We start from the raw sequence: 25,988 nt of genomic DNA, 5'->3' as shown, positions 1-25,988 counted from the left end.
GCGTCCCCGCCCACCGGCACCGGCACCGGCACCGCCAGCGCCAGCGCCACTGTCATCGGCACTGTCATCGGCACCGGGGCCGCACCGGTGCCGGTCAGCGGGCGGCGAGAGGCCCGCACGAGCATCGACGTGCTGGTGGTCGGTGCGGGACCGACCGGCCTGACCCTGGCCGTGGAGCTCGCCCGCCGCGGGGTTTCGTTCCGGCTGGTGGAGAAGAGCACCGAGCCGCCGAGTCAGGCGGACAAAGCCATCGGCGTCCACTGCCGAACCATGGAGATCTGGGAGGACATGGGCGTCGTCCGCGCGGCCGTCGACGCCGGTATCTGGTTCAACGGCCAGATCGTTATGATCAACGGACGTCAGACGCACCGGGTCGAATGGAACCTCCCGGAGCTCCCGTATGCCCACCTCGGGCTGCCCCAGTACGACACGGAACGGATCCTCACCGACCGTCTGCGCACGCTGGGCGGATCGATCGAACGGGGCCTCGCACTGCACGGTCTCACCCAGGACGCCTCGGGCGTGAGCGCAGCGCTGTCCGGCGCCGACGGTACGCAGGAGACGGTGCGCGCGAGGTACATCGTCGGCTGCGACGGCGCGCACAGTGTCGTCCGCAGGGAACTGGATCTGTCCTTCAACGCCGGGGCCGGTCGGTTCCCGCAGCTGTTCATGCTGGCCGACTTCGACGTCGACTGGGCGATGCCGCAGGGATACCTGCTGCGGTTCATGCACATGACCGACGGTGAGCTCGACGGGATGCTGGTGTGCGTCCCGCTGCGCGGCAAGGGCCGATACCGGATGGCGACCATGGCGCCGCCGCGGATCATGGCGGAGGCTGCCCGCACCGAGGTGCCGCCGGGTTTCACCAAGGAGTACGAACCGCCGACGTTGGCCGACTTTCAGGTCGCGCTCGACCGGCTGGCACCGGCCGGCACCACCGGAAGCAACCTCCGCTGGTCGTCGATCTTCCGGATCAGTCACGGGATCGTCGACCGCTACCGGGTCGGTCGGGCCTTCGTCGCGGGCGACGCCGCGCATCTGCACCCGCCCGCAGGCGGTCAGGGCATGAACACCGGGATCCAGGACGCCTACAACCTCGGCTGGAAGCTCGCGCTTGCCGTGAGCGGGCACGCCGGGCCCGGGCTGCTCGACACCTACGAGGCCGAGCGCCGCCCAGCCGGCCGGGCGGTCATGGACCGCGCCGTGCGGGTGGCGTTCACCGACGAGATGGACAACGCCGACGAAAAGGCGCAGTTCCTCGACGAGATGCAGATGACCCTGAGCTACCACGGCACCCCGGGGGTCGGCGAGGCACTGGGTTGGGAGGCGCCCGAACGGTCCCCGGCGGCCGGGGACCGCGCGCCCGACGTGCACGGTCTGACCCGTCGCGGTATCGGGCATCCGATGCGCCTGTTCGAGCTGACCCACGGCACCGTGCACACGTTGCTGATCTACGTGGACGCGTCCACGACCGAGGAAGACCTGCGTGGCTACGAGAAGATGGCCGGCGCGATGCGGCAACAGTTTCCCGGGCTGGTCGACATCTATCTCGTCCGGGATCTGGATGCCACGTCGTCGCCGGGCGTCGACCTGCCCGTCGTCTATGACACCGGCCGGACGTTCCGCTCGGCCTACGCGCCCGCCGGACCGTGCGCCTACCTGATCCGTCCGGACGGGCACGTGGGCTTCCGGACCAGGCCGATCCTCACGGGTGCCCTTGAGGACCATCTGCGCGCCGTGTTCGGCGGCGGTGATCAGGCATCCCGGTAGCGCGGAGTCCGGTAGCGCGGAGCTGAGCGACGGGGAGGCACGACGCGGAGGCACGACGCGGATACACGACACCGAGAGGGGATTGGGATGGCATCGTGGCTGGGATCGGGAAGGGGACCCGCACGACGGCTGCGGGTTGTCGTGTGCGGCGCCGGGCCGGCGGGGATGACCCTCGCGCTCGCGCTCGCGCGGGAAGGGCATGCGGTCACGCTCCTCGAGCGGGACGAGACACCTGTGCCTGCGCAGGTTGATGCGGCTGCGGCCTGGAAACGGACCGGGGTCGCGCAGCTGCACCAGCCGCATGCCTTCCTCGCGCGTGGCTGCTCCGAACTGCTGACCGCTCTGCCCGACGTCGTGGCGGCGCTGCGCGGCGCCGGCGCGGTGGACGTCGCCCTGCCCGATGGGCTGAGTTCCTTCCTGTGCCGGCGCAGCACGTTCGAGTGGGTGCTGCGTCGGCTGGTCGAGGCCGAGCCGAGGGTCTCCATCCACATCGGGACCGCCCGGGCGATCGAGGTGTTCGGGGGTGCGGTCAACGGAGTACGCCTTGATGACGGCGGCCTGCATTCGGCGGATCTTGTCGTCGACTGCGGCGGCCGGCGCAGTGCCCTCACCGCGGCGATGCTCGCCCAGGAGACCTTCGACGAGCCGGCTAACGAGGTGTACCGGTCACGGCGATACCTGCTGCGGTCGGGGCGGGCGCCAGGTCCGGTCAACCGTGGAGTGATCGGGGTCGAGGAGGGTGACGGCTACTCGTTCCTGGTCTTCCCCCAGGACGCCGGGACCTTCACCGTCACGTTCGTGCATCTGCCGGAGGACAGCGCGTTGGCGGGCCTGCGCACAGTGCCCGTCTTCGACGCAGCCGTGCGCGTGGTTCCCTTCGGCGCGGCCTGGACCGACCCCGCGGTCGCCGAGCCGATCTCGGACATCATGGTGATGAACGGGCTGCGCAACGTGTTCCGGCCGCTGGGCCCGGCCACGCCACCGGGCGTGCACGCGATCGGCGACGTTGTCTGCAGCACCAACCCGCATTTCGGTCGGGGCACGTCGTTGGCCGTGGCGCACGCTCTCACCCTCGCCCGGGCGGTCGCGGAGAACCCGGCGGATCCCGAGCTGTGGCGTGAACGTGTTGACGCCTGGGTCCATGACGAGCTGTGGTCGTGGTTCGACGACGCCCGGTCACTGGATCGGTCGCGTTCGGTAGTCTGGCGTGCCGCCGTGAACGAAACTGTTTCGGACGTTCCCGCCATTCCGGCCATGAGCCCGCCGAGCCCGGCTGCCATGCCGCGGTTCATGGTGCTCGCCGCCGCCGCTGCCGACCCGGTGGTGGCACGCGCGGTGTTCCGCCACATGCACCTGGTCGATGCACCGGAGGACCTGCGTGCGGTGGAACCACGGGTGGCAGAACTGCTTGCCTCGGGATGGCGCCCGACGCGACCCGCGGACCTACCGACCCGGGCGGAACTCGTTGACGTCGTCTCCGCCGTCAGAGTTCCGGCCCTGTGACCGCAGGCCCTGTGACCGCAGGCGCTGTGACCGCAGGCAGCGTGATCGCCGTGATGAGCAGGCCCTTGCCGAGCATCCAACGACCCGTGAACCCGGTCAGCTCGCAACCGGCGACGATCGGTCCCGCCACCAGCAGCCGGGCGGAGAAGGTACCGGTGGACGGCTCGACCGTGATGACCGCGTCGTCAAAGCCGAGCCAGCGCCCGGCAAGGGGAAACCACGCCTTGTAGACCGACTCCTTGGCGCTGAAGAGCAGCCTGTCCCAGCACACCTCGGGGTGGTGTGCCTGCAGTGGACCGAGCCAGGCGTGCTCCTCGGCCAGGGCGACATGGTCCAGGACGCCCGGCGGGACAACCGCGTTGGGTTCCGCATCGATACCGATCGTGACGACATCGGCAGACCAGGCCACGGCAGCCGCGCGATATCCCGCACAGTGCGTGATACTGCCGACGACTCCGGCGGGCCATTGCGGCTCGCGTCGGGGACCGGGCAGGATCGGCGCCGGCGGTAGGCCGAGCGTGGCGAGCGCGCGGTGGGCGCATACCCGGGCGGTGGTGAACTCCCGGCGCCGCTTGTCCACGGACCGTCCGAGGGTCGCCTCCTCCTCGGCGAACAGCACGGCATGCGGGTCGTCGGTGAACGCCTCGACCGCGACCGCGTCGGCGGGCAGAAGGGCCGCAAGCAGGCCGGTCTCAGTCACGTGTGCCTCAGCCCTGCTGGTTCGGTGCCTGCTGGTTCGGTGCCTGCCGGCTCGGTGCCTGCCGGCTCGAAAGGCTCCAAGCCGAAGGATACAGATCGGGTTCCGGCAGAATCTGACGGGGAACATTCCGCGGGATGGTCCAGCGGCGCCACTCCCGCGGATAACCGACCGAGACCTCCTCGAACCGGACTCCGTCGTACCAGGTCGTCCGCGGAATGTGAAGATGGCCGTAGACGACGGCGGTGGCCCGGAACCGACGATGCCAGTCGGCGGTGCTCTCGGTGCCGCACCACTGCGCGAACTCGGGGTGCCGCAAGATAGCTGTCGGGTCGCGTACCAGCGGGAAATGGTTCACCAGGACGGTCGGCAGGTTCGGATCGCATTCGGCGAGTCGCGTCCGGGTATGCGCGACCCGCACCTGTGACCATGCGTCCACACCCGGGTACGGATCCGGGTCCAGCAGATACTCGTCCGAGCACACCACACCCGCCTCGTGGGCCACGGCAAGCCCTTCCTGTTTGCTGCGCGTGCCCGCCGGACGAAACGTGTAATCGTAGAGCAGGAACAGCGGTGCCACGGTCGCCGGGCCACCGGCGCCCTCCCAGACGGGATAGGGATCCTCCGGGGTCAGTACGCCCAGGCCGCGGCACATCTGTACCAGGTGTCGGTATCGCCGGTCACCGGACAACCGCACCGGGTCCTTTCGCGGCGTCCACAGCTCGTGGTTACCAGGAACCCAGATCACGGTGGAGAAACGGTCGCGCAGCAGCGCCAGCGCCCACTCGACATCCGCGGCGACCTCAGCGACGTCACCGGCCACGATCAGCCAGTCCCCAGCCGACTCCGGGTGAAGCCCCTCGACGATCTGACGGTTCTCGGGATAGGCGACATGCAGATCACTGATGGCCAGTAATTTCCCAGCCGCCGCCCGGGATGTGGTCACCCACCCGACTTTACTATTTTACCGGCCGTCAGGCCGTGAACGGCCACCGGATCGGCTGGTCGAGGAGCTCCACGTGGATCAGTCCTGCGCGGCCCACACGGCAGGCCCACGCGGTCATGCTGGCAATGCTCGATCCGGCCAGCCGGTCTCGCCGTATGACTCGGGTTTGCGGAAGGCGTCGACCGCGGCGCGCACATGGGAAGCGAGATCCTGTGGCAGCTGATTCTGATCAAACCAGCGCAGATCTTCGTGCCATGCCCGGTTCATGATCAGCGGTATGCCGTGGAACACGCCCGGGGTGAAGTACAGGTCGATCCGACTGCCCGCGGATGTCCAGTTGTGCTGGGTTCCGATCGGCCACAGCCGAGCCGGAACCACGTCCAGGCCCACCTGCTCGCGCAGGATCCGGCAGGCCGCCTGCGAGGCAGATTCTGCACATCGACCCGATGCGACCCGGTCTCGGCCGGCCGGGCGGGCGCGGTGTACGGGGGCGCGGTTGTCACAGACACCGGCATAAACTCCCTTGATCCAATCGTGAGTGAATGACAAGCTGGTGAGACGTGAGGGCCGCGTACGGCGGCTGACAGCCAGCGGCTGTACCTGCACAGCGGTACAAGACTGAACACGGCACCGACGGACCCTGTCTGTGGACGGAACAGCAACCCGCGTGCTGGTGCCGGTCACCGGGGCTGGGTATCAATCGGCCGCCCGGTGGGCTTACTGCCCGGCGCCACGTGTCGCCAGCGAGGTGACGATTACCCCGGCTCCTCCGCTCCGGCGTATTGCCGTCACCACAGCGGACAGCGCAGACGAATCGACCATGCCGCCCTTTGCGCATGGACGGGGAGCGTGGTCAGGCCGGCCAGATCAGGCACGGTGAAGCAAGGTGGAAGAGGTCTCGCTATTGGTCTGTCTGCCGTCAATAAGAATGGATCTCGGTGCGGTATTCCACCTTTTGTGATCACGTGGGCTGGCCGGGGAGTCAGGCCGGCATGACCGGGTGCTGGCCCGAAGCAGTGAGCGTAGTTCGCATTCGGCGGATTCCACCGTGGCCAGCATTGCGTCGATCAGATCTGGAGCGATTTCTCCGGGCGCGAGGCCGGATTCCTTGACGACGCGCTCCAGGGCCAGGCGTTCTTCGAGGGTCATCGTCTCGGCTGTTGTGCCGTGGGCGAGTGCGTCCCGAGCCGCGTAGGCGTCGGTCCGCGCGGTGGTGGTGAGTGCATGACGGAGGCGTCGTGTCCGCGGTGTGACGTGGCTACCGGCAAGGTCGAGCGCGGTGAGGCCGACGCGGATGCGGAACACGATGGTCGTCGGCTCGGGTTTCTCCACCAGCGTCAGCGCCTCGCCCAGTGCCGTGTCGAGTTCGTCTCCCGCGATGGAGACGGTCTGCGCGCGGCAGTACAACCGTAGGACCGCTGCGACGGTGTGCTCCCATGGCTCGGTTGGTGTGGTGTTGTCGAGCACGGTTATGGCCTGGTCGGGACGGCCTCGTTGAAGGAGTGACATGACGAGGGCCTGGCGGCCGTCGAGCAGTCTGTGCCCGACGCCTCGGTGTGCGGTCATGACCTCGGCGGCGTCGATCCACCGCCCGGCTTGCGCCAGGGCCCGCGTGCCGTCGGAGAGTACGGCGGCCCACAGCTGCGTGCAGATCTTTCGGTGGTTCTCCGCTCCGCGCGTCGCTGCGGACAGGTCGACGCTATGGCCGCAGATGTCGGCCGCGCCTTGTTGTTGAGCGGCCCGGTAGAGCCGCTCAAGCAGCTCGTAGGCGTATGTTCCGGCGCCGTCGCGGATCAGCTGCCGTGGGATGTTGAGGACTGGCTGCAGTGCGAGTGCGGCGAGGTCTGGCTCTGGGTCGCCCTCGCTGGTGAAGATGTCGTAGTGACGCCAGCAAAGGTCCCGGGCGAGATCTGCCAGCCCTGCGTCCGACGCGATGAGGGCGGCGGCGTTGAACACTTCGCTTGCGTGCGCCACCTGCCTGAAGCGGTCGACGTTCTTGGCCTCCCGCATGGCCTTCCCAAGGTCCCCGATGCGGTTGGCAAGGGGAAGCCCGGATGGTTTGGGGCGGCATACCAGTGGGAGCCAATGCGCTGCGGTGATGTTCATCTCAATGGTGTCCTTGAGGGCCTGGTCTGGCTGAATCCGTCCAGATAGCTGTCGCCGCGCTCAGGCCCAGTCGACCACGATGCGGGAGTTTGCCTTATCGATGACGAACCGCGGGTCGCTGGCCTGGATGGTCTCCTTGGCCCCTCGAGTGGCCATGCGGAAGCGAGGGGCGGACGTGCTGTCACGGCGGGTGCGGGCGGCCCACTCCTCGATCGCGGCGGCCGTGTCGTCGGCGAGGGCATGTGCGCGCGGACCGTGGCCGATGACCCCGATCTCCCAGAACCGGCCGTCCGCGTCCGTGCCCTCGCGGACCGTGAGGTAGGCGAGGGTGTCATGGTCGACGGCAGCCATGGAGCCCCAGAAGAAGTGCGGTGTGAATCCTGGGCGGGTTCCAGACATCCGGGAGATGCCGTTGCGAAGGGTGCAGGCCAGCCACAGGTAGAGCCACTCCCACGCCGAGCCCTTACGGAACTTCACACCGGTGTACACGCCGTATGGCGGGTGGTCCAGCACCGTCGCGATCTTCTTGACGTCCACGTCCTGCTCGGCGTAGATCTCCAGCCGGACATCGCCGGCGCCGGCGAGCCTGATGATGGTGCGCTCGTCGTCGCAGATGCCGTTACGCAGCGGCATGAACGTGGCCATCTCGCTGGAGACCGAGGTCCACGTGTCGCCGTCGCGTTCGAACGCGATCGAGCGGGAGACGCTGCCCCGGATGCGCAGCGGGATGACGAGACGGCCGTCGGGTGCGAGCTGGTTGAGGATCGCGGCAGGAATGTCGCCGGCTCCGACGGTGAAGATGATTCGGTCGAAGGGGGCGTGTTCGGGGAGCCCGGTGGCGCCGTCGCCGAGGACCACGGTCACGTTTGAAACCCCGGCCGCAGCGAGGTGCGCTCGGGTGCCGTCCACGAGGTCCTGGTCGACGTCGATGGTCCAGACCCGGCCGCCGGGCTGGACAAGCTGGCCGACGAGGGCTGCGTTGTAGCCGGTGGCCGCTCCGGCTTCCAGGATGGTCTGGCCAGGCCGGGCGTCGAGCTGTTCGAGCTGGGTGGCGACGATCGTCGGCTGAGAGATTGCGGAGATCATTTCGCCGTGGTCGTTCGTCTTCACTGACACGGTGTCGTCGGCATACGCGTCGGCGACCTCGACGTCGGGGACGAACAGGTGGCGTTCCACCGACCGGAAAGCTTCGGCGATTGCGTCGGTGCGCAAGGTACCGCTCTGCGTAAGCCTGTGCACGAGGGCGGCGCGCAGCTCGGTGGGATCGGCGACCGGGGCGGCAGTGGTTTCCATCGGCTCGTTCCTCGGGATTGGGTTGGGCGATCGGACGGTGGACACGACGCTGGGTTCGGTGTCGGCGAAACAGGACTGTGTCGCCAGCCAGGCAAGGGCGGCCTGTGTCCCGGCGCTGAGACCTGCGCGGTTGAGCGTGAACACCACGTGGTGGGCGAGCACTGCGCGCAGGCCCCGGGTGAGCCGCCCGTTGTCGGCGAGCGTGTGGAGCCGCCGGCCAGTGTCCTCGAACGCTGTGAGCCGCTCGGCCCATGCGGTGTCCGGGCTCTCCAGCCGCGTCGCGTCGGTGTGGATGAGCCGGCGCGTCGACGTGAGCGCCCGGGCGCGTCGGATGCCGGTCGGAGGCTCGGCGGATGGCCGCATCGCCGCGACCTTCGCCCACACGTCGCCCGCTTCGAACCGGTCGAGCTGGGCCGCTCGCAGCATGGTCGCGACCAGTAGCACGCAGCGTTCCCGACTCTCCGGCCGCCCTGCCTGCGTCAGCGCCGCGCGGCTGTCGGCGCAGAACAGGTCGTGGGCCACCTCCATGGCCTCCCGTCCGCCGAAGACATGGGTCTCCGGCTCGTAGATCCCGCCGACCCATCCGGAGGCCAGACCGGCGGCGACCAGCTCGTCCAGGACGTGGGCCACGGGGTACTCGGTACGCAGCCGCAGCCCGCCGCGTTTGCGCACGAAGTGGAACCGCTGGCGGGCAAGTGCGGTGGATAGGGAGGCAGCGGCATCAAGGGGCACCCCGTTGCCACCGGGAAACGACACGGTGGCGTGTTGCCAGCCGGTGCCGGTCGCCAGAGCGGCGCTTTCGTCGTCCATGCAGGATCCCGTTCCTCACAGGTGTGACCCGGGTCAGTCGATCAGCAGAGCGCGTGTCCAGCCCGTGTTCCGTGTGCCGAGAAGCGCCAGCTCGACGCCCGCTCGGCCCTCCAGAAAGCCGGGCTTGGGCATGCTGCCGAGTGCGGCGGAGAGCCTCCCGGCCAGAGCGGTGATGTGGCCTGTGAAACGGTCCGGGTCCGGGCTGTCGGCCGCTACCGCCCTGATCGTGGTCAGAAGGCCGGCCCAGCCGTGACATAGGCAGGCGTCGACGGTCAGGTGCGACGCCCTCGGATCGGTGAGCGCGGCGTGGGCCGTGTTCTCGGCCGCTTGCCGTCGGTCGGAGTCGCCCAGGGCGAGCGCGGCGAGCTGGCGGGCCCTAGCGCTGCCCACGGCCCCGTAACACCACGAGGGGCGGGCAGGCTCGACAGGCCGGGGTTCCGATCCGGTCAGCTGGTCCCAGGTGAGCCAGTATGTGTTGCCGTACCGCTCCAACCAGCGGGTGAGCGAACCGATGGCCTTCTTCTGGCCGCTGACTTCGGCGCCGTGTCGCTGCGCGATGGCCAGCAACGCCAGTACGCCGGCCGCTCCATGCGCCATGCCGTTGTTCGCGTGCCCGCCGGCCAGCTCCTCGCTGCCAGGGCCGGTGTCCGTCCACCAGCCCGGCAATGTCACGTCACCGATGTGCACCGGCTCAGCCAGTTCGACCAGGTAGGCCAGGACCTCGCCGAGCAGCGGCGTGCTCGTTCCACGAGACAGCAGCACGGCGCCCAGCCCGGTCAGTCCCCGGATCAGGTCGAACTCCGCCAGCGCCGGCCGGTCGCCCCGTGCTCGCCGCCCGGTCGCCGCGGCTAGGCGCCGGACCACGACTGCGTCGACAGCGCCCTCGATCCTGCGATCGGACTGCCCGGCGCAGCGAAGCACGAACTCAACAGCAGGAGCTCCATAGAACAGGCACGCAGTGGTCCCGGCGCTCACGCCGTCGGCGACCGCTTCGGTCAGGGCGCAGTGCGCCAGCGTGAGGTGGCCGCGTTCGATGTGGAGCAACGCCGCCCCGAGCTCCCCCTCCGCGAGTGCCTGGCCCGGCCAAGGGTTCACCGCGATGAACCCATCGGGACGACGACGCTGTGCGCCCGCCCGTCGATCCAGCCATAGCCATCAGCCGGCGGTGCTTCGGCCAGCACCGCGTGACCGGCGCTGGCCAGGTGGGTTCGTAGCAGGTCGAGGGGAAGCTTCTGGCTCAGGTCCAACAGGAGGTGCTGGTCGGCCTCGGCCAGCAGGACACGCGACGGCACGCCGAACCGCTCTCGCCAGGAGTGCAGTGCCTCCGTCCACTCATACAACGTCGCGAGGCGTCCGGGCAGCTGCCGGGCCCGTAGCCGCCATCGGGCAGGGATCAGGATCGTCCGCCGGTGGCACAGCGCCGGGGTAAACGGCAGCGCCAGCGCGACGCCCCAGTCGAAACCGGTCACCTGCGGGCAGGCCGCCCGCGAGATCTCGGCCAGGAACCGCGCGAGCGGCGGCGTGTAGTGGTTCCACACAAAGTTGATTGCGGTAGGCGTAAGCAGTTCCAGGTGCTCCCCGGTGGCACAGACGACGAGGTATAGACGGCCGTCCCTGATGCCGATGGCGAGGTCACCGGGAAACAGCACATTCTCGGCGCGGTCGCGGAACTCGCCGACGCTGACCACCGTCGGCAGGATCCGCGGGGCGCGGGCCAGGAGGTCGGCTGCGGCTCGGCTCGGATGAAACGACAGCTGCGCCATCGTGGCGCCACTCTCGACGGTGGGCAGGTCCGCGAACCCGACGGCGGTGTCCGCGAACAGGTGCCAGAACCGTCCCGTCATCGTCCCGGCGCCGCGCGAGGCAGTCTGGACCCGGACACGGAAGTCGCCCCGGTCCAAGGCACCGGTCGAGGACGCGAGGACCTGAGCGGACAGCTCCAGGTGAGGCGCGGCGCGGCGCGCAGGGCACTCTGCGGCGGCTTCCAGCTCCTCGATCATCGCCCCCGTCAGCGTGACCGAACGGGCGCCGTCCAACGCAGCGGCCCCGGCGAGTTCCATCAGAGCGCGGTCGCGCGGCGAGCAGGGCTCGGATGGCTGGGCCGAGGTGCCAAAGCCTTCCGGGAACCCGAGCCCGCGCTGGGGGTCCGTCAGCTCCTCGACGCCCACCTGGGCTCCTTCGCCGTAGCGGTCGGCGAACCGTTCGGCGTAGCGCCTCCAGGCCGGGGTCCCCGCCGGCTGCGCCGCGAGTCTGGCCAGCAAGGTCGCTGCCGTCTCCAACTCCGTACCGACCGCCTCCGGCAGCCGTACGCGGGCGTCCAACCGCAGATCGATCGCAGCCTCCGTCCTCGCCTCACGGTCCACCAGCCTGAGACGCGCTGCGGTGGGCAACGTCTCGGCTGGATCGACGACCGTGGCCGGGGCGCGCAGGCCGGAACGCAGCATGCGCAGGCGAAGGAGCTCCCGGAGAAGCGCGGCACAGCGGTCGTTCCCCGTGCCCGGAAACTCGGCGGCGAGCCTGGCCACCAGCTGGGCGTGGCGTATCGGCTCCTTGGCCGCTCTCATGACCAGGGCAACAGCCGGGGTCATCGCCACCGAGTACTCGGCTGCTCCCTCGGACGGAACGTGAACCCGCCCGTCGTGAACGCGCGCCAGGTTGTTGACGCACACCTTCACACCGGCCATCAGAAGATGATCATTCTCTAGTTTACTGATCGCCGTCTCCAGACAGACTGGGTCAGGGCGGGAAGAGATCCTGGGTTGTCCGCCGAAACAAACCTCGGTCCCGCCTGCGAACGTGACCGGCGCAACACCGGCGAACAGGCCGAACGGCGTCGAGCGGTGGACGGACCGGATCGCGTAACGGCCCACGGCCAGCGCCGCGCGGCGAGCGCGACGGGCATCCGGCAGGTGTCCATCGATCACCGCGTTGACCTGCCTAGCCAGATCCGGGCTGGCGTTGGACACAGCCTCGGCGAGGGTTTCATCGGACCAGGCTGACGTCAGCCAGCACCGCCACGCAGCGCCGGCGCTGCCCGGATCTGGCCAGGGCGGCAGTGCGGGCGGGGCGACACGCACGGCGGCCCGAAGCATTCCTCCGCTGACGCGCTGGTAGCGATTATGCCGTAAACGTGTCATCGGCTCTCCCTCCTGTCAGAGCAAACGCGGCCCAGCGGGCTGGGAACCCCGTCGGACCGCGCAATGTCTCTCAGCTGGCCGAGGTGGTGCATGCGCTGGGGCACGAGCTGCCGCAGTTGTCGCTCGTGCTGCAGGCCAGCACCATCTCCGCGGCCGGCGAGTTCTCGATGAAGGTGATGTCGAGCGCGAACGGGTCAGACGGTTCCCCACCCGACGCCGCGACATTCCTGGCGGACTGATCGATGACAGACGCGGCCATTTTGTGCTGTACTCCTTCTGGTAACTGACAATGAGCGACGTAATCGGGTCAAGCGCGTCAGTTAGGGGGTCCGGCGTAGCCGGCTGGCACGGGTCACGGGGCGGATGTGTCGACTTCGGTCTGCGGGAGGTGAAGAAACGCCGCGCCGAAGGGTCGGGAGCTGCGACGCAGGACAACGAGTGGAGTTCAAGGCGCTTCCTTCGAGCATCAGTGACGGTGCGGCTAGATTGAGGAAACCGCGGATGCGAGCTCGCGGGAACCCTGTTAGCGGCGGCGAGGTGGTGAAAGTGGTGAAAGATCATCCGGGTGGAACGAAGAACACCCGACCGCGCCGCACCAACGCGAGGCTCGCGGCGGTGATCTCCGAATCCGGGCTGTCCCGCGAACAGGTCGCGCGGGCGTTCGTGCGTGTCGCGATCGAGAATGGTGCGACCGATCTGGCCGGAATCGGCCGGTCGCACGTGACGCACTGGGTGGGCGGGTCACGTCCGTCTGGCTCGGCTCCCGTCATTCTGTGCGAGGCGTTGTCCCGCTGCCTCGGACGGACGGTCACGCTGGAGGAGATCGGTTTGACAGCGGCGGGCGACGCCGCCGTCCCTGGGACGGGCTGGGATACCGATACCCTGACCGCGCTGGCCGACCTCGGGAGACACGAGCGCGACATGACCGTCAACCGCCGAGAGGCGCTAGGAACGGCCACCTACCAGCTGGCCGCACTTACGCTGCCCGCCGCAGCCTGGTGGACCAGCCTCGCTGAGCGCCGGCTGCGCCGGGCCACGCCAGGATCGCGAACCTTCGGCCGTGGGGACGTGGAGGCGGTTCGCGAGGCGACCGCGATGTTCTCCCGCATCGACCAACGACGAGGAGGAGGCCACGCCCGCGCGGCGGTCGTCCAGTACCTGACTTCGGATGTTGCCCACTATCTGCGCGGCACGTATCGCGACGACGGCGTCCGGCGCGACATGTTCGCCGCCGCGAGCGAACTCGCCTACCTGTCCGGGTGGATGAGCTTCGACAACGGAAACCATGCCGTCGCGCAGCGGCATTTCATCCTCGCGGTACAGCTTGCCGCCGAGGCTGACGATGCCCCGATGGCAGGACATGTGCTTCGGGCTATGGCCCATCAGGCCATTGACCTCGGCCATATACACCCCGGTCTCCGCCTCGCCGCGGCGTCAGTGGAAGGAAAACGATATAGCGAAGCGAGCCCTCGCGAACGCGCGCTCCTCGGAGTCGTGCACGGCAAGGCTCTCGCCGCGGCAGGAGACCACAAGGCCGCCGCGGTCGCGCTGATCCGTGCGGAGGTCGATCTCGCCGACGCTACACCCGCGGGCAGCGAACCTGCGCGCGTCTTCTTCTTCTCCGAAGCGAGCCTCGCGCACGAGACCGCGTGCGCGCTCCGGTACCTCGGAGACCTCGACGGAGCTGCGCGGTCGTTCCAGCGGAGCGTGCGCACACGCCGGGCGGCGACATTCACTCGGACGCACGCCGTGACCCTTGGATACCTCGGCGCGGTACAGGCCAGCCAGGGGGCCATCGAAGAAGCCTGCGTCACGTGGAACCGGGCAATGGACGCGATGGATGGAATCCGGTCAGCGCGGACCAGGAACGTCGTCGCAGACATCCGAGCAGTCCTCGCGACGCACCGAAGACGGTCGGTACCGGCAGCCATCACCCTGGAGACGCGGGCCAGCGACTTTCTTCGGACGACTGCGTGAGCCGGCACGCTCCGGATGTTATTAATTAACACTTTGCCAAAGACGGCGCGAACCAAGGGGAAAAATGGCCAGAAAGTTCGAGGTCGAAACGATCGCGAGAGTCGTTGGCGGCCGGGTCGAGCCCACCGACGACTACTGGGGTGGCACCCGTGCCATAATACGAGTTGACGAGTCGCGTTTCCCGCCGGAATGTACTGCAGGCCTTGACGACTTCTCCCACCTCGAGATTCTATTCCGCTTCCACCTTACCGATCCCACCGACCTCAACCTCGCGGCGCGAAGGCCCCGCGACAACCCCGAGTGGCCGGAAGTCGGTACTTTCGGGCACCGCAACATGCGGCGTGTCAACTGGCTTGGAGTCTCGCGCTGCCGCCTTGTCGACGTCGACGGGTACGACCTCCACGTCGAAGAACTCGACGCAGTTGACGGAACCCCGATCCTGGACATCAAACCGTGGTTCCCCGAGTTCGGTCCCCGGGGAGAGGTCCGCCAGGCCGAATGGTCCCGCGAGATGCTCACAGCCTACTTCGCCAAGCGCTGACGCCTACGCGGCGCGGGATTTTCTGGGCCACCCGACGCGATGTTGGGCCGACGGCGTCGCGGACGGCCAGCGCGCAGCAGGCCGATTCCGGCGCCCCTCAGCCTGAATGCACCGATCCGGTTTGGTGACCTTTCAAGTTGATCTGCAACTGCTGTTAACGGACAGTGTCCATCGCTGGGTGTGTCTGACTGGCCGCTCACGGTTCGGCGGCTCGTCCGGGTTCCCGGGCCGGGATCGGGGTGGAGGGCGGTGCTGACCGGGTGCGTGGGGGTACTCGGCGGGGCGCCGTCAGGCGGCCCGGGCCGGTGGCAGGCCGCGCACGGCGTGGACGAGGCCGGTGAAGGCGTTCTCGGCGTGCCAGCCGGTCGGCAGGTGCACGGTGAGCAGGCCCCGGCCGTGGCGGGCGAGCCGGCCGGGGATGTTCACGAGGTGGGCGCGCAGGGTCGCGCCGCGGGCCCGGCCGTGGAACGGCGAGGCGAGCGCGCCGGCGGCGCGCAGCAGGTTGTGGGTTGTCGCGGCGAGGACCAGCCAGGCGGCGTTCGCGGTGAACCTGCCCGAGGGCAGGTGCGCGAGCGGGCCGTCGACCAGGTCGGCGTTGACCTGCTCGACGATCGCGTGCTGGCGGTGCTGGCGGTGCTGGGGCTCGGCCTGGGCCAGGGTGAACGGGCTGTCGGTCAGTACCGCGTGGTAACGCCAGACGGGGAACAGCTCACCCTGCCCGCGGGTCGCCGTCGGGTTCAGTGCCTTCACCCGGCGCACGACGAGGCGGGCAGTGACCTGGTGGCGGGTGCCCTTGAACGCGGTGTAGCCGGTCTCGGAGATGGCCTCGCAGGCCGCGCGGACCGCGACGTTCTGTGGGGTGGTGATCGAGAAGTGGACGGCGAGGCGGCGGGCGGTGGACACGACCGTGCCGGCGTAGAACCCGGAGTCTCCCCGGGCGAGGACCGCCCCGGTGGCGCCGGCGGCGCGGACGGCGCGGACGGCGGTGACGGTCTCGGCGAGGAACCGGTCCGCGCCCGTGACGGAGACCTTGTTACCCGCGCGCAGCCGGGCGTTCGCGACCAGCGGGGGGCTGGTCAGGGTCGACACCGTGCCGATCATCGCGTTCAGGCCCCGGACGACGACCGACTTCGACGCGATCTTCGTGTGGCCGAATCGGGCGCCCTGCTTGCCTGGGCCGAACACGCGGCGCTGGGTCGTGTCGAGGTCGAGGATCGCGAGGGTGTCGAGGCCGGTCAGCAGCGCGGGCACGGCCGCCACGGTCCGCACGAGCAGCAGCCGGTGGATCTTCCCGAGCTGGACGACGCTCCCGATCGTGAGCGTGCGCAGGAAGGTACCCAGAGTGGACGGGGCGCGGATCCCGCCGAACAGGTCCGCACGCGCGCCGGCGCGCAGCAGGTTCATGTCGTCGATGCAGTCCGCGCCGGCGACCATGCCCGCGACCTAGGGTGGTGACCTTCAGCTCGACGTTCGCGCCGGCGTCGCCCGCCGAAGCGGGCAGGCGGAGGTGCGTGGCGACCAGGTCTGCCAGGCCGACCCGGTCGGCCAGGCCCATCACCGGCACGAGCCCGGCGGCTGCGACTAGGTTGGGGTCGTCGAACGCGATGTGGATCTTCGATGGGTTATGCAACAATTGCCTCTCGGAAGTGCCCTCTCCTGTGGGTTGATGTTGGTCTCAGCAACCCCGTCATCCCAGGTCAGAGGGCACTTTCTCGTTCAGCACGCCGATCAACAGGCAAATCGGACGGTGCATCCAGGCTCAGGGTCCAGCCGGCGGGCATTTTCCTCCAACAGGCGGCTCTTACCGACGCCCGCCGCACCTTCAAGGAGGACTCCCTGACCCTCGGCCAGCACTGTCGTGATCTCGCTTAGCTCGATGGACCGGCCGACGAAGGGCCAAGCGTTCACCATGCTGCCGAATTATGTCGCGGTCGATCTGCCAGCCTCGCCTGTGCTGCTGCCACGCGTGACGCACCTGCGACATCACCACAGTGATGGCTTCGATCCATCCGTTCGCTACGGACGCAGAGAACTGGCGCCGCGGCAATACACGGTGTCCGCGTTGCTCGCCCACACGCTGAGCCAGCTCGCGAAGCGTGGAACGGTCGCGCTGCAGTTCGGTCCGGCAACCGGCCGCTGGGCGTACAACTCGACGATCTCGTGGTGGTCGCTGCTCCCGACGCCCGGATGGTCGGAGCGGCTGTGCTGGGAAGCCAGCAGCGTGGAGGCAGACTACCTCCCGAACAAAACCCCCTGATGTCCGTCGATTCGGCCTTCGTTCCAATGGCGGCGTGTTGACCTGCGGGTCTGCCGGCGGTCACATGCCGCCTGAGCTGGTCGTTCGGCGGTTCGCACACACCAAACTATCGATCTTGGTGACAAGCGATTTACGTTGGCGACGCTCTGGCCAGCATCGTTACAAGATCGGCGTACAGCGGCTGGCGGTCATCGATCCCGACGCGGGTTGGCCTCACTTGATCCGGCGGGACGCCTTGGGTGGCATCTCGAGCTCCCCGAGCGAACGCCCATGCGGAACGGTTCGTGTGCACGGTCCGGGCCGAGGTCACCGACCGCATGCCGACGCCTTCTTCAGCGGCCGACGCCTTCTTCAACGGAACGGATCAAGCGCCGACCTGTCCTCGGGGGCCTGCTCAACGATTACGAACGAGCCGCTTGAACGCCCAGCTCAACGCCGGTGGCCGAGTTCTGGAACCCCACAAGGTCATCTGCCCGAAGCCGGACCACCTAGCTTGACGTAATGACTGCGTCAATCTATCGTTGATGCATGCTCTACCCCACGCCGGCCCTCAGACCTGCCGACGATCAGGTGCTCAGCGAGATCGACGGCATGCGGGATGCACTGCGGCACCACATCCAGACCACGCCGTCGAAATGGACCGAGGGGCTCCGGAAATTCCTCACCGCCGATGCCGTCGCAGCCTCGAACTCCATCGAGGGTTTCAAGGTAGCCACGATCGACGTCGAGGACCTGATGGACGGCGAGCGAGATGTTGAGATCTCGGACGAGAACCGCGAAGAGACCCTCGCCTACCAGCGGATGATGACGTATATCCAGACGCTCCACGATGCCGAGGACTTCAGCTACAGCAAAGGCCTACTCAACGCTCTGCACTGGATGTTGCAAGGCCACCGTCACGCCGTGCGCAAGCCGGCCGGGCAGTGGCGCCGGGGCCCCGTCTACGTCACCGACGCCCGCGACCCCGCCATCGCGGCCTACACAGCCCCGGACGCCGATGTCGTCCCCGCGCTGATGAAGGAACTCATCGACTGGCTCAACGCCGACAACGGCACCCACCTGCTGGTGCGAGCGGCTATGGCACATCTGCACCTTGTGTCCATCCACCCCTGGGCCGACGGGAACGGCCGGATGTCCCGTTCGCTGCAGACGCTCATGATCGCCCGTGAAGGCGTCCTGGCCCCGGAGCTCTCGTCCATCGAGGCGTGGCTCGGCCGCCCCGGCAACACCTGGGAGTACTACCGCGAACTCACCGATCGGGGCCCGAAGTACCGTCCCGACCAGGACGTCTCCAGCTGGATCCGCGTCAACCTGACCGCCTATCACCAGCAGGCCCAGACCGTTCACGGCCGACTCGACCGCTCCGGGCGGGTATGGGGCGTACTCTCCGAATTCGCCGAAAGCACCGGTCTGGACGAGCGAGTGGTGACCGCCCTGCACGACGTGGCCATGGCTGGACGCGTCCGCCGCTCACGCTACGAGCACGCCGAGGGCCTGAGTCTGCAGCAGGCGCAACGCGACCTCCGCGACCTCACCACCGCCCACCTCCTAGCACCGGTCGGCCGAACCCGGGCCCGCTACTACACGGCAGGCCCCCGTTTCCCTCAGCCGGCACTTGACATCGCGCACACGCCCATGACCTTGAGGAATCCATACACCAGCTGACAAGCAACCCGTGGGTGGCTCCGTCCCCGCGGTGAACGCGACCAAAATCGGTCGCACCAGCACCGAGGAGAAGCACGATGGCCAAGTACTTGCTGCTCAAGCACTACCGCGGCGCTCCGGCTCCGGTCAACGACGTGCCCATGGACCAGTGGACGCCCCAGGAGATCTCGGCGCACGTGCAGTACCTGCACGACTTCGCGGCCCGGCTCGAGGGGACCGGCGAGTTCGTCGACAGTCAGGCGCTTGCCCCCGCGGGGACGTTCGTCCGGTACGACGGTGAGGGGCGCCCGCCGGTCACCGACGGCCCGTTCGCCGAGACCAAGGACCTCATCGCCGGTTGGATGGTGATCGACGTCGACAGCTACGAGCGCGCCGTCGAGCTGGCCGGGAACCTGTCGGCCGTCCCTGGGGCGGGCGGGGAGCCGATCAACGAGTGGCTCGAGGTGCGCCCGTTCCTGGCCGCGCTGCGGCGCGATCGTCTTGTCGATGCCACGAACGGCCTCACCAGATCGCTGCGTCTTGGCCTCCATGACGTGGGGAACGAGACGGCCTTCTCCCACCCCGCTTTCCCGGCCGCTGAGCTGGGCGGTCGGCCTGGCAGGACTACGGCGACTGCCGGCCTGCGTCGAACATGGGCAGCTGGCTGTTCAGCACCGCCTTGACAGCTCGCTGAGAATGTGCGAAATTTGCGGCCGAGGAAATCATACACGGGCAATTGTCCGCGTGGACATTTTCGGACCGGAGGCGATGATGCACCGCCGGGTTGCCGTCATCGGTGGCGGATTGGCCGGTCTGGAGGCCGCGGTCCGAATGGCCTCCCATCCGGGAATAGAGGTCGAAGTCGTCGAGACCGGGCCGTCGACCCGCCGTCGTCATGCCAACTGGGACACCTCGACCCACCCGGGGGATGAGAAGGTCCGATGGTGGTCCAGCGACGGATGGGGATTTGGCGGTGGTCTTTCAGAACGACTCGGTGGACGTTCTTTGTGTTATCACGGCGTCCTGCTCGGTCTCACCCCCGAGGAGCTCGGTGATTGGCATCCTCGTTGGCAGGAACGATTAGCCGGCCCGCGTGGGCTCTATGCGCAGGTCTGCGACGAACTAGGGCCGGGGTTTCCAGAGCTGCGGGGGTCGTCACTGTCGGCTGCCGCGACGAGAATCGGCATCCGGCACGCTCCGCAAGCGGCGCGCTATGATGACCGGACCGGCCAGTTCGAAGCGTATTCACCGCTACCGGAGGCTCTTCGGCTGGCCGCCGTGAGCGACCGTTTCCGTATCGTCCGTGGCCGTGCGCTCTCGCTCAGGCGGACAAGGCGCGGCTGGGATGTCGATGTTGAGACTCCTACTGGTACGCCGTCGACAAGGCGAGGTTTTGATGCGTGCGTCCTCGCATCGTCCGCCATCGGCAACATCCAGATCCTGGCCCGGACGACAGGTGAGTCGATCACGACCACCATCACCGATCACTTATGTGTGGGTGCCCTCGCGCGAATCGAAGCCGGTGAGTCGCTGGGCGCTTTCCGGCACCCGATGCTGTGGATGGGATACCGCCCGGTGCCGGCGCTGTCCACCAACGTCTTTGTGTTGGAAAGACCGGCCCTTCCCAACGGCGACCGACTCATCTCGCTCATGGCCGTGATCGAGCAGGGCAGTGGCCCGGCCGACTTCAGCACGCTCATGGTCCAGCCGTCGTCCACGGGCGGCATGGCCACCACCCACATAACGACGACGGTCTCACCCGCCGATCTCGATCGTGTCGAGCGGGTTCGCCACGAGCTTCTGCGTCAAGCGAACGAGATCTGCCAAGGTTCGCTCCTCGACATAACCGCGTCGTATTCGACCGGTAACGCTATGGTCGGCGCATGCAATGGCGAGGGCGACGACGAGGACGTGCAACGGTTCGGCGATGGCAACGCTTTTCGTGCATTGCTCGCCCAACCGCTGGCGGGGCGGGCGGCCCAGTTCGAGCTGCCGTACGGGTCATACGAGCACGAGGCCTGTTCCCATCCCGTCGGCGGTGACAGTGCGCTGCCGGTCACGGAGGACCTTGAGGTTGAAGGGCTTCCCGGCGTCTACCTGGCCGGTCCGGGAAATTTTGTCCGACTTGGAGCAGCTAACCCGGCGCTTACCATCATCGCCATGTCGCGTTGGCTCGGCGATTCGCTTGCTGCTTGAGATGCACGCCACCCGGTAACCCGTAGCGTCCGATCCGGCCCCGGCCACCCCGCCGGCGAGGAGGTTGACAATGTCCAAGCTCGCGATCTTCGGTGGTACGCCGGTCACGGACGAGCCGTTCCCGACCTGGCCAAGCCTTGCGCCCGAGAGCATCGAACGGGCGATGGAGCCCCTTCGCACCGGTCGGGTGAACTACTGGACCGGCGAACTGGGCCAGCGATTCGAGGCGGAGTTGGCCGCATACCTCGGCGCCGACCACGCCATCACCACGAACAGCGGAACGTCGGCATTACATACCGCGCTGGCCGCGCTGGGCGTCGGACCAGGGGACGAGGTCATCTGCACGCCGTACTCCTTTATCGCCTCGGCCTCCTGCGTGCTGCAGGCGGGTGCACTGCCGGTTTTCGCCGACGTCGACGAGTCGCATACGCTCAGTGCTGCCGACGTCGAGAAGAAGATCACATCTCGTTCCCGAGCAATCATTGTCGTCCATCTCTACGGTGTCGTTGCAGATCTTGATCCGATCATCGATGTCGCCAGGAAACACGGTTTGTTCGTCGTCGAGGACTGTGCGCAGAGCATTGGTGCGACCTACAAGGGGAGGAAGGTCGGCACGGTCGGCGACGTCGGCTGTTTCAGTTTCTGCCAGAGCAAGCATTTCACCACCGGTGGTGAGGGTGGCGCGATTGTCACCGATGACGAGAATCTGAGCTGGGAATGTCGTTCTCTACGGGATCACGGCTATGACGTGGCCAGGCGCATGGGGCTCATGGAGTTCGGACCGGAGTACATCCATCGGCGCGTGGGCTTCAACTACCGGCTCACTGAGATGCAGTCGGCCATCGGAAGTTCTGAACTCGCCCGCCTCGACTCGTGGAACCTTCCCCAGCGTCGCGCCAACGGCCGCCAGCTGACCGAGGCTCTGCGGGACCATCCGCTCGTGATACACGCCCCCGTGGACTCGCAGGAGCGGGAAAATGCGTTCTGGTGGGCGCCCTTCGTGCTCGACTCCGAACGGCTGTCGGTTCCCGTCGCGGAGTTCGCCGCAGCCATGACCGCGGAGGGTGTGCCCTACACGACGGTTCAGCTGTCGGAAATGTATCGGGAGCGCGTCTTCGTCGAGAACAAGGGATTCGGGAAGCTGAACTACCCGTTTGACGACCCCAATGCCACCCCGATCGACTATTCGAAGACGAACTGCGCCACAGCACGCTGGCTCGCGGCGCGGACGCTCCCGTTCTACACCCACCCCGTCTACACCCAGCGGCATATGGAGCAGTACATCCTTGCCTTCGAGAAGGTGGCGGCTGCTTTCTACACGGAGACTCCGACGGGCGCAGCATGAGTGAGTTCAGGTTCTGAGGCTCCGAGTGCGCGGAAAGGACCAGCGATCGCGCACTCTTCGGCCTGGAGGGCCAAAGGGCGCGCGACGATCGTCAGATCGCGCGCCCGGAGGCCACAGTCCCGGAGCACTACTGGGTCAGCCTCCGCGACCGGTGCGTTTCGGGCCGGTGATGCTGTTGCCGAATTCGTCGATCAGGCCGGCACGGCGTAGCGCGTCCGCGAGCGCACCGGTCGGGACGCTTGATTCCCCACGACGGGGGCGGGGTTGGGCACCACGGGGTTGGGCGCCACCGGGTTGTGTATCGCGGGGCTGGCCACTGCGGGGTTGGCCACTGCGGGGTTGTGCCGCTGCGCGTGGTTGTCCGCCGCGAGGTGCCCCGCCACGGTCCCGGCGCCCGGCGTTCGGCGGGCCTGCCTGCTCACCGCGGCGCTCGGCGTCGTCATCCAGGCGCAGGGTGAGTGAGATGCGTTTGCGGGGAATGTCGACGTCGAGGACCTTCACCCGCACGATGTCGCCGGACTTCACCACGTCCCGAGGGTCGGCTACGAAGGTCTTCGACATCGCCGAGACGTGCACGAGGCCGTCGGAGTGCACGCCCACGTCGACAAAGGCACCGAACGCGGCGACGTTGGTGACCACCCCTTCCAGCACCATGTCGGGGGTGAGATCGGCGAGGGTGTTGACACCGTCGGCGAAGGTCGCGGTCGCAAACGCCGGGCGCGGGTCACGGCCAGGCTTCTCCAGTTCCGCCACGATGTCGGTGACCGTCGGCAGGCCGAAGGTGTCGTCGACGAAGTCCGTGGGCCGCAGCGCGCGCAACAGCGCGGTGTTGCCGATCAGGGCCGTGAGCTCGCCGGCGGTCGACGTCAGGATGCGCCGGACCACCGGATACGCCTCCGGGTGCACGCTGGAGGCGTCGAGCGGGTCGTCCCCGTCCCGGATGCGCAGGAAGCCGGCGCACTGCTCGAACGCTTTCGGGCCGAGCCGTGGGACGTCGGTGAGGGCCCGGCGCGAGCGGAACGGGCCGTTGGCGTCACGGTGGCGCACGATGTTCTCCGCGAGCCCGCCGCCGATGCCCGAGACTCGGGTCAGCAGCGGGGCGGAGGCGGTGTTGACGTCGACGCCGACGGCGTTCACCGCATCCTCGACGACCGCGTCCAGCGAGCGGGACAGTTTGATCTCGGAGAGGTCATGCTGGTACTGGCCGACCCCGATCGACTTCGGGTCGATCTTGACGAGTTCAGCCAGCGGGTCCTGCAGACGGCGCGCGATCGACACCGCGCCGCGCAGCGACACATCCAGTTCGGGTAGTTCACGGGAGGCATACGCCGAGGCCGAGTAGACCGAGGCGCCGGCCTCGGAGACGACGACCGTGGTGAGCGACAGGTCGGGATGCAGCCTGGCCAGGTCGCTCGCGAGCTTGTCGGTCTCCCGGGACGCGGTGCCGTTGCCGATCGCGATCAGATCGACGCCGTGCTGGGCCGCGAGGCGGGCCAGCACGGCGATCGACTCGTCCCAGCGCCGCCGCGGTTCGTGCGGGTAGATCGTTTCGGTGGCCACGACCTGACCGGTCGCGTCGACGACCGCGACCTTGACACCCGTGCGCAGGCCCGGATCGAGACCCATGGTCACCCGGGCGCCGGCGGGCGCGGCGAGCAGGAGATCGCGCAGGTTGACGGCGAACACCCCCACCGCGGTGTCCTCGGCCGCCTGCCACAGACGCATCCGCAGGTCGATGTCGAGGTGGACGAGGATGCGGGTGCGCCAGGCCCAGCGCACGGTGTCCACCAGCCAGCGGTCGGCCGGGCGGCCCAGGTCGGCGACGGTGAAGCGCTCGGCGATGGTCAGCTCGTAGGCACTCGGCGCGGGGGTCTCCCGCGGTGCGGCCTCCTCGACGGCCTCCTCCGGCTCCAGGGTGAGGTCGAGGATCTCCTCCTTCTCACCGCGGAACAGCGCGAGGATCCGGTGCGAGGGCAGCTTGGTGAACGGCTCGGCGAAGTCGAAGTAGTCGGCGAACTTGGCGCCGGCATCCTGCTTGCCCTCGCGTACCCGGGAGGTGAGCCGGCCCCGCGACCACATCCGCTCGCGCAGGGTCCCGATCAGGTCGGCATCCTCGGCGAACCGCTCGACCAGGATCGCGCGTGCGCCGTCCAGCGCGGCGCTGACGTCGTCGACGCCGCGCTCGGCGTTGACGAACGCTGCCGCGGTCAGCTGCGGGTCGAGGGTCGGATCGTCCAGCAGCGCCTGCGCCAGCGGTTCCAGGCCCGCCTCCCGGGCGATCTGCGCCTTGGTACGCCGTTTGGGCTTGTACGGCAGGTAGATGTCCTCGAGGCGCGCCTTCGAGTCGGCGGCCATGATCTGCGCCTCGAGTGCGTCGTCCAGCTTGCCCTGCGAGCGGATGGACTCGAGGATCGCGGTGCGGCGCTCCTCCAGCTCACGCAGGTACCGCAACCGCTCCTCAAGGGTACGCAGCTGCGCGTCGTCGAGCACGCCGGTCGCTTCCTTGCGGTAGCGGGCGATGAACGGCACGGTGGCCCCGCCGTCGAGCAGGTCCACGGCCGCGGTCACCTGGCCCTCACGCACGCCGAGCTCCTCGGCGATCCTGCGATGAACCGACGTCGTCACAATCTTGATCCGCCTTCGCGCTGGGGTCCGAAGTCTTCGTGACCAGCTTGCCTGATCGTCAGGCCCGCGTACGCGGCAGGCCGCGCAACGCGCGCAGTAGCTTCTCGTAACCGCGACCGTCGAAAAGATCGACCGGCTGCCAGGGGCGGAGCGCATCGGGGATGTCGCAGACCTCCAACCGCACCGGGATGATGTATGTCGCACCTTCGGGCTGTTCGCTCGCCGTATCGAGCGCGAGCCGGATCGCCCTGTGCAGGAAGCCCCGTCTGTTCGTCGCGTTCGCGCTCAGACAGACCAGGACGGCGGCGGACTCCCTGATTGCCTTCCTGACCAGTGGCTCCCGCTCCTGACCAGGAGAAATGTCCTCCTCGTCCAGCCAGGGTGCCAACTCGTCGTGCGCCAGGCGATCATATAAGGCGCGCACCCGTTCCTGATCCTGCGTGGAATAGCAGAGGATGATCCGTTCACTGGCGGGGCCGGGATGCGCGGCCGGCGTAGGCCGCGGTCCGGTGATCGATTGTTGTTGGTGGTTGTCGGTCTCCACCGGCAGCCGACCATCATGGCTTACACCGTGGCGGTCTGCGAGCGCCGTCAGCACGGGATTGGCCGGGTACATGTGCAGCGCCGCTTCGAGCAGGCGGCGGTGCGGATCGAGGATGATGCCCTTGGCCAGCTCGGCGAAAACCTGGTGCCACCAGTGGACGGGTGCCGTGCCCTGCCCGTCCGGTCGGTACTCCCGCGGATAGCCGATCCGATCCAGCAGCATTCCGGCGGCGGCCCCGGTTCCGGCGATCCGCGCGCAGGTGTGCAGCAGCTCCCACTGCTCGTCCTCGCAGAGCCGCACCTCGACCGGCCGACCCGACGTGTCGCTCATCCTGAACCCCCGTTCGATTTCAGAAATTTTAGCCCTGTCATTAAATGATCTTGATGGTATGGATCCGCGCGGGAATCCCGCAGCCGGCGGGGGCTGTCGGCGCCGGGGCGACCCGGAGTTCACTGTCGGGGCGGCGCGAACCCGTAAAAATACGCAGAACCTGTGGCCTGCTGCGGCTACGGTGAAGGTTTCTGGCTCTCCTGACGTCATCGTGGGTGCGATTGCCGAAACCAATGGTTGGCCGGTTATTGCCGGTCGGTAGGTGGT

General features: G+C 68.1%; 18 protein-coding genes and 2 pseudogenes. 9 read left to right on the top strand and 11 right to left on the bottom strand.

The features are described 5' to 3' along the window. Positions 1-87 precede the first annotated feature (87 nt). Both U9979_RS14565 and U9979_RS14560 read left to right on the top strand, forming a co-directional pair. Entirely contained in the window at positions 88-1,770 is a 1,683-nt protein-coding gene (locus U9979_RS14565) for an FAD-dependent monooxygenase (protein WP_416220219.1), read from the top strand. Between the two features lie 87 nt (positions 1,771-1,857). After that, entirely contained in the window at positions 1,858-3,273 is a 1,416-nt protein-coding gene (locus tag U9979_RS14560; protein WP_322779801.1) for an NAD(P)/FAD-dependent oxidoreductase, read from the top strand. Here U9979_RS14560 and U9979_RS14555 read toward each other — a convergent pair. From U9979_RS14555 to fxlA, 8 genes are all read right to left on the bottom strand, one after another. Then, positions 3,254-3,973 carry a 4'-phosphopantetheinyl transferase family protein gene (locus tag U9979_RS14555; RefSeq protein ID WP_322779800.1) on the bottom strand — a complete coding sequence of 240 codons (720 nt, stop codon included), beginning with the start codon at positions 3,971-3,973 and terminating at the stop codon, positions 3,254-3,256. The genes U9979_RS14560 and U9979_RS14555 overlap by 20 nt on opposite strands. A 7-nt stretch (positions 3,974-3,980) precedes the next feature. Then, positions 3,981-4,916, bottom strand: a complete 936-nt coding sequence (locus U9979_RS14550; protein ID WP_322779799.1) for a metallophosphoesterase — start codon at positions 4,914-4,916, stop codon at positions 3,981-3,983. A gap of 114 nt (positions 4,917-5,030) precedes the next feature. Next, the gene (locus U9979_RS14545) at positions 5,031-5,294 is read right to left on the bottom strand and encodes a hypothetical protein (RefSeq protein ID WP_322779798.1); all 264 of its coding nucleotides are present in this window, start codon (positions 5,292-5,294) and stop codon (positions 5,031-5,033) included. Positions 5,295-5,783: 489 nt separating this feature from the next. Beyond that, the gene (locus U9979_RS14540) at positions 5,784-7,022 is read right to left on the bottom strand and encodes a hypothetical protein (protein ID WP_322779797.1); all 1,239 of its coding nucleotides are present in this window, start codon (positions 7,020-7,022) and stop codon (positions 5,784-5,786) included. Positions 7,023-7,082: 60 nt separating this feature from the next. After that, on the bottom strand, positions 7,083-9,125 hold the full coding sequence (gene fxlM, locus U9979_RS14535) for a methyltransferase, FxLD system (RefSeq protein WP_322779796.1): 2,043 nt from the start codon (positions 9,123-9,125) through the stop codon (positions 7,083-7,085). 33 nt (positions 9,126-9,158) lie between these two features. After that, on the bottom strand, positions 9,159-10,220 hold the full coding sequence (locus U9979_RS14530; RefSeq protein WP_322779795.1) for a lanthionine synthetase C family protein: 1,062 nt from the start codon (positions 10,218-10,220) through the stop codon (positions 9,159-9,161). Beyond that, entirely contained in the window at positions 10,217-12,262 is a 2,046-nt protein-coding gene (locus U9979_RS14525) for a lantibiotic dehydratase family protein (RefSeq protein WP_322779794.1), read from the bottom strand. Before U9979_RS14525 ends, U9979_RS14530 begins: the two co-directional genes overlap by 4 nt. 70 nt (positions 12,263-12,332) lie before the next feature. After that, the gene (fxlA, locus tag U9979_RS14520) at positions 12,333-12,407 is read right to left on the bottom strand and encodes an FxLD family lanthipeptide (RefSeq protein ID WP_322779803.1); all 75 of its coding nucleotides are present in this window, start codon (positions 12,405-12,407) and stop codon (positions 12,333-12,335) included. Positions 12,408-12,808: 401 nt separating this feature from the next. On the opposite strand from fxlA, the gene U9979_RS14515 reads away from it, so the two are divergent. Together U9979_RS14515 and U9979_RS14510 are read left to right on the top strand one after the other, a co-directional pair. Next, a complete protein-coding gene (locus U9979_RS14515) occupies positions 12,809-14,239 on the top strand; it encodes a hypothetical protein (protein WP_322779793.1) in 1,431 nt (476 codons plus the stop codon). A gap of 64 nt (positions 14,240-14,303) precedes the next feature. After that, on the top strand, positions 14,304-14,780 hold the full coding sequence (locus U9979_RS14510; protein ID WP_322779792.1) for an SAM-dependent methyltransferase: 477 nt from the start codon (positions 14,304-14,306) through the stop codon (positions 14,778-14,780). Positions 14,781-15,068: 288 nt separating this feature from the next. Here the strand turns inward: U9979_RS14510 and U9979_RS14505 are convergent. Beyond that, positions 15,069-16,413: pseudogene (locus tag U9979_RS14505) on the bottom strand (IS1380 family transposase). 243 nt (positions 16,414-16,656) lie between these two features. Between U9979_RS14505 and U9979_RS14500 the strand changes: the two are divergent. From U9979_RS14500 to U9979_RS14480, 5 genes and pseudogenes are all read left to right on the top strand, one after another. After that, complete coding sequence (locus U9979_RS14500) at positions 16,657-17,037, top strand: hypothetical protein (RefSeq protein WP_322751545.1); 381 nt, start codon at positions 16,657-16,659, stop codon at positions 17,035-17,037. Between the two features lie 528 nt (positions 17,038-17,565). Further along, entirely contained in the window at positions 17,566-18,702 is a 1,137-nt protein-coding gene (locus U9979_RS14495; RefSeq protein ID WP_322779790.1) for a Fic family protein, read from the top strand. 77 nt (positions 18,703-18,779) lie between these two features. Beyond that, positions 18,780-19,166 (top strand): annotated as a pseudogene (locus U9979_RS14490) (YciI family protein); the annotation flags it as partial. Positions 19,167-19,452: 286 nt separating this feature from the next. Next, on the top strand, positions 19,453-20,877 hold the full coding sequence (locus U9979_RS14485; protein WP_322779789.1) for an FAD-binding protein: 1,425 nt from the start codon (positions 19,453-19,455) through the stop codon (positions 20,875-20,877). A gap of 70 nt (positions 20,878-20,947) precedes the next feature. Then, complete coding sequence (locus tag U9979_RS14480) at positions 20,948-22,222, top strand: DegT/DnrJ/EryC1/StrS family aminotransferase (protein ID WP_322751496.1); 1,275 nt, start codon at positions 20,948-20,950, stop codon at positions 22,220-22,222. 135 nt (positions 22,223-22,357) lie between these two features. Here U9979_RS14480 and U9979_RS14475 read toward each other — a convergent pair whose 3' ends face one another. Next, positions 22,358-24,850 (bottom strand): Tex-like N-terminal domain-containing protein, encoded by a 2,493-nt coding sequence (locus tag U9979_RS14475; RefSeq protein ID WP_416220216.1) that lies wholly within the window; start codon positions 24,848-24,850, stop codon positions 22,358-22,360. Positions 24,851-24,905: 55 nt separating this feature from the next. Then, the gene (locus U9979_RS14470) at positions 24,906-25,721 is read right to left on the bottom strand and encodes a toll/interleukin-1 receptor domain-containing protein (protein ID WP_322779787.1); all 816 of its coding nucleotides are present in this window, start codon (positions 25,719-25,721) and stop codon (positions 24,906-24,908) included. Positions 25,722-25,988: the final 267 nt, after the last annotated feature.

Source organism: Protofrankia sp. Cas4 (assembly GCF_963555915.1).
Lineage (GTDB): Bacteria > Actinomycetota > Actinomycetes > Frankiales > Frankiaceae > Protofrankia.
The sequence above is the reverse complement of the archived record's forward strand: the minus strand, read 5'-3'. Positions and strand labels throughout refer to the sequence as shown.